1 protein-coding gene (cut by a window edge) is annotated in these 6,000 nt (G+C 30.1%); it reads right to left on the bottom strand.

What is annotated here, in order from left to right:
* Positions 1-100: 100 nt before the first annotated feature.
* Positions 101-6,000: the 3' portion of a hyperosmolarity resistance protein Ebh gene (gene ebh, locus AC1Q7N_RS02780; protein ID WP_145376282.1), read on the bottom strand. It continues 24,550 nt past the right edge of the window; only the last 5,900 of its 30,450 coding nucleotides appear in the window; its start codon lies beyond the right edge, outside the window; it ends in the stop codon at positions 101-103.

The raw sequence follows: 6,000 nt of genomic DNA, 5'->3' as shown, positions 1-6,000 counted from the left end.
TAAATAAAGAAGCCAGTAAATGAATTTATAATAAACTCATTTACTGGCTAATTTGTTAGAAATTATGTCCCAGCCTCTTGTTCTGTGTTAAAGATATATTTTACTTTTTAGAACGCTTTTTGGTTTTTACAACTTTTTTAGTTGATTGAGGCGTTTTCTTCTTTTTAGAAGTAACTTTCTTCTGTTTTGTATCTTTGTTATCACTGTTTTGTTTACGCTTAACGACGGGGATTGAATGAATATCCTCTTCACTCAATTGCTTTTCTTTAGATTTCTTATGTTTAGCAACTGGAATTGAATGTTTGTCATCGTTTTGAATTTGTTCTTCTTTATCTATTTTACGCTTAGTTATTACAATTGGATCTATTTTATCAGTATCTGAAAGACGAATATCTTTGTGATGATTTTTTATCGATTGTTTTTCTTCTTCTTCTTTTTTACGTCTTTTAGCCAAAACTAACCAGAAACTAGAAAGTAAACCAGTTAATGTAATAACACCTACAGTTTTGCCGAAATTATCAACTAAATGTTTGAATAGGCTATCATTATCATTCTTATGAAGTTTTGGTTGCTGTGTTTCTTTGTTGATTTTACCTGGTTCAACACCCGTTCCTTTTAGAACTTCTTTGAATGTTTCAGTTTGTACGATATGGTTTGCAACATCCTTTTCTCTTAATCTAGCATCAAATTTTGAATGAAGATAATTAAAGTTATGCAAGGAATCGTTGAAAGATTGATTTATAATACTTACATTTACTTTCAAGATTTGCTCTATACCTTGTAATAATGCTTTGTGTACATCTTGTACGGTATGCGCACCACGAATTGAATTCATCGTTTCTAGTTGAATTTGTTTAATTCTATCAAGTGCCCATTGTTTTATAAAGTAAGAAGCAGATTGATTATTTAGTATTTGCTGAGTTTTGTTTACTACAACATATCCTAATTTATGTTCTGCTATATGTTTTTCACCTAGTAAATGTGCTTGGTTTAAAATATGTTTATATCTATTATTAAACTCTTGTTGTAATTGATTTAATTCTACTAAATTATGAGCATGCTCGACTTTTTCTAAAAATTCTTTTTGTAGTGCAGTTAATTGTTTATCAAACTGAGTTTTTTCATTAGAAGTTAAACCTTTTATTGTTTCAATTTCTTTGAAACCATTTTGGATTTGAGTATTAACATCAGTAATGATATCCTTTTTAGCTTTATTTAGCGTAAAGCGTTTAGGATCAAACTGATCTATTTCTTCAAAATCAGTTCGTTTTACTGTTTCAATATCTTTAATCGATTTTGAATGATTCACTTTATCGATGGCTTGCTTTTTCAATCTTTCAATTTCAGCTTTTGCATCTTCACGTTGAGTAGACGTTAATTCGTTATTAGAATCTATATCTTTGATTTTTTGTTTTACCAGAACATCAATTGTTTTTATAGCATCCTTTTTAGCTATTTGTAATTCTTTTTCTACAACTTTGACTGGAACATTTACAGTGACATATGAGCCATCAGCTAAAATAACCTTAACTTTAGCGGTTAGGTGATCAGCTACTTTATCAGTGTTCGGTAATGAAACAATATTGACTTTAAGTTCATCAGTTAAAGTCATAGCTCCAATTATAGATTCTAATGAAATAGTTTCATCTCTGTGAACAACCACCTCACTTGTTACTAGAGCATTTTGAAGGCTCAATTCAGGTAGTTCAAAAACTAATGGTTGCTGATCAGTATCCCAAATAATGATATGAGCTAAAGTATTAAATGCATGCTCTTTATTGTTATTGATATCATCAATTGAATTAGAATTTTCGATATGTTGAAGTGCATCTTTTTCTGTTTTATCAATATCTGCTAAAGCATGTGCCTTTTGAGAAGGTGTTAAATCAGTGTTGTTATTTATTGCATCTCGTTTCTTTTGTGATAACTCTTTTATCATTTGTTTAGCTTCTGCTTTGGCGATAATTAATTTTTTAGTAGTTTCAATGACTTCATCTAGTTTTGTTGTAGCATTTTCTATTTGTTGTTTGTTTATAGCTTGTTGAATTTCATTCTTAATTCCATTTACTAACTTATTAATTTGAGATATTAGTTTATTTTTTTCTTCATTTGATAAGTTTGGATTTTGACTAATTAAGTGATTTATATCTTCAACTTTTTGGTCAATCATTTGATTAGCATCTAGTTTTGCTTTAGGTAATTCATCTGCATGTATGTGTTCAATTGCAGATTGCCCTTCATCTTTTGCTTGATTAACTAAATCATTTGATGTTGCGTCATTAATATTAGAAAGCGCTTTTCTAGCTTCCTCATTTACCATTTGTTTAGCTTGAGCTTTAGAATTTGATGTTGCATTAGCGTGTTCAATTTCATCAAGTTGACGTTTGAGCGTATCTTTAATGTCATTATGTGCTTTTGTTTGAGCATCTTTAAGTCTTTCAATTCCATTTAGAAGTGCTCTAGCATCATCCATGTTTTGAATCATTCCAATTATGATATTAGCGTCTTTATTTGTACCGTTTTCTTTGTCAAGAACATTATTCGCTAAGTTGATAGCGTAATCATATTGTAATTTATGGTCTTCATCAGCATTTAAATATTCAATGTTGTCTTTTGTAGTTGCTGTTAATTGAGCTACATGTTCTTTTAAACCTTGCATAGCATCATTTAATTCTATTGCATTATCAACGATTTGATTAATTATTTTAATGTCTTTAGACGCTCTAATCTGATTAATTATTGCAGCTTTTTGAGCATTATTAAGTATATCTAATTCTTTAATAATAAATACTTCAGATTTTTGTTGATGTTCTTTTAGACGTCGTTCACCATTTAATTGGTCTTTAGCATTATCTATTTGTGTTAAAAGATGTTGAATGTCATTGATATTGACATTTGTACCGCTATTTTTATTTAATACGCCTTTAGCTTCTTTTAAAGCTTTGTTAAATTGACGTTTTAAATTATAATCAGCGTTTCTATAATTTAAACTTGCTTTAACAGGATTTACTAAAGTTTTAAGCTTATCTCTCAATAATTTCATTTTATCGTTTAATTCTAACGTTGATTGAGTGAGCTGAGATAACTCTGTTAAAGTATTTGCTGAATTTACCTTGTTTGTGACATCTTCAAGTTGTGCTTTATTTAAATCTTTTAATCCTTTTATTAATTTTAGATCTTTGCTCTTCTCAGTTGCAAGTCGTTGTTCACCATTTAATGCATTTTTTGTATCGTAAATGGCTTGACTAAGACCTAATACTTCTTCAATCGTTGCTGGATTTTCTGAAGTTTTAGAACTTGTTGCACTTGCTTGTTGTAGCGCCTCATCAAATTCAATTTGTAAATTCTTATCAGCATTAATATAATTCACACTATTTGGAACAGAAGTTGAATTACTTTCTATAGTATCTCGTAAGTCTTTCATTGCATTATCTAAATCACTAGCTTTAGATAATGTATTTGCTAAAGATGATAAATCATCAGAGTTGTGAATATTATTTTCAGCAATATGACGCTGTGCATCATTGATATAAGATAAAGATTGTACGTATTGAATTGCTTTAGCTTTAGCTTTTGATAAACGTTGGATACCATTTAAAGCATCTTTAGTATCCTCAATCACTTGTTTGAGTCCCTGAATTTGTTTTTCATCTAAATTTTTACCATTTTCTTTTGCAAGAACTTTTCGAGCATTACTTAAAGCATGGTCAAATTGTTGTTTTAAATCTTCATCTGAATTTATATAATTTGAGCTTGCTTGGACAGGAAAAGCTTGATTATTAAGTTCATCTCTTAAAGATTTCATTGCATCATTTAAATCAAATGCTTGATTCACGATTCTAGACAATTGTGCAATAGAATTAGTATTCATAATTTCATCATTTGCATGTGTGAATTGAGCTTTATTAATAAATTTTAAACTATCAATTAGTTTTTCTGCTTTTGATTTTGCAGCTGTTAAACGTTCAATACCGTTAAGTGCATCTTTAGTTTTGAATATATCATCTTTAAATGTATCAATTGCATTGAAATCTAAGTTCTGACCTTGAGTTTTGTTGAGTGCATCACGTGCATTGTTGATAGCTTGAGTAAAGTTATCTTTGCGTAGGTTATCGGCGTTAATATAATTTATACTTGCTTTGGTTGGAGCATAGTTATTAACGATTGCGTTAGCTAATTCACCCATAATGTCATTGAGGTTTGTGCCCTCGTTGACAATATGTTCTAATTCTAATAAATCATGCGATTGCGTTACTTTATCCTCTAAAGCAGACTTTTGAGCATTGTTTATTTTTTCTAGTGATTTGATATATTCTAAAGCTCGTGGTCTAGCATGATTTAATCTTTCGAAACCATTTAACGATGTTTCTGCATATATTAATTGTTGTAACGCTTGTTTTGTTTCATTTTGGGTTGCGTTAGTTTTTTGTATATCTTGTCCATGTTCAAGTGCTTCATCATAAGCGATGATTTTGTCGTCGTCGGCTTGTCTATAATTATCACTATTTTCAACAGAATCAGCATGATTAATGAATTGTTCTAATTTACCCATTACTTTGTTTAATGCCTGAGCATTGTTACTAACAGTAGCGATTTCTTCTAGTTTTGTTGCGTTTTTAACACTTTCTTTCGCAGTTTGTTGTTGTAATGAATTAAGATGTGTTAATTGATCAATTGTTTGATTAGCATGAACTTTAGCTTCTTCAACTCGCTGATCACCATCGAGGTTTTCTGATGCTTGAGTTAATTGTTCTAGTGCTTGTCGTACTTGATCTAAACTTACATTTGAGCCATTTATTTTATCAATAATCGCTTGAGCATGTGATACAGTTTGGTCTACTTTTTCCTTTTTATCCTCTGAAGCTTCAGTGTAATTAGGCAAAGTAGTATCTGTAATCACTACTTGAGTTTTATCTTCAAGTGATTTCATGGCTTCATCAAGGATTTTAGCTTGTTGCAGAAGTTGTTTAACTTCAGTTCTTAATGCTGCGTGAGAAATCATATCTTTTATAGATTGCTTTTGTGCATTATTAAGATAATTCATATGTTTAATTTCATCATTTGCATTTGATTTGTCATATGATAGTTTTTCTGCGCCAAATAGTATTTTTTCGTTAGCTAGGACATTATCCTTAACAATATCGACTTTATAAGGTTCTAATGTTGGATTTGTTGTCTGATTAAGTAGTTGTTCGGCATCAGCAATAACTCGATCGTATTGTTGTTGATATTTTGAATCTTCATTTAAATATTTACTATCGTTCAATATATTATTTTTATGAGCAACTACTTGTTGTAGTGTTTCCATAGCTTTATCAAGAGCTTGAGCATTATCTAAGTTCTTTGCAACTTTTTCGCGTGTTGTAGCATTTGTATTCGTATTTATCATTACCTCACGTTGAGCAACATTAAGATGAATTAGACCATTAATTACATTAGCGGCATCTTGTTGTGCATGAGCAAGTTTCTGATCACCATGTAAGTTATTTTGAGCTGTTTCGAGTTCATGAGTTATGCTATTGATTACTGTTGGATCCATTTCAGGATTTGTTTGTCTATGAATGATTGAATCAACATGATTTATAGCTTGTTGATACGCCTTTTTTTCAGGTTGATCTTCGTTAATGAATCGACTACTATCTAACACTTTATCTGCATTTTTATATACTTTGTTAAGTGCTTTCATTGCATGATTTAATGATTTTGCTTTTTCAATTGCTTGGGCAACTTCTGTTCTCGTTTTAGCAGTATATATTTGATTAGATATTGAACTGCTTTGTTGTGATGTTAAATCATCCAATTTACTTAATTCTTTATCAGCTAAATCGATAGTTTGATAAAGTTTTTGTTTACCTCTGAGTTGTTTTTTCGCTTGATTAACTTCGTTGATAGCATGCTCTATATCTTCAATAGATAAAGTTGGATTTACTGTTTGATTAAGTATTTCTGTCACATGATCAACGGCGTTATCGTATGTTTCTTGAACATCAGAATCTTCAT

The sequence above is a fragment of the Staphylococcus sp. GW823-FHT05F06 genome (assembly GCF_058795495.1).
The sequence above is the reverse complement of the archived record's forward strand: the minus strand, read 5'-3'. Positions and strand labels throughout refer to the sequence as shown.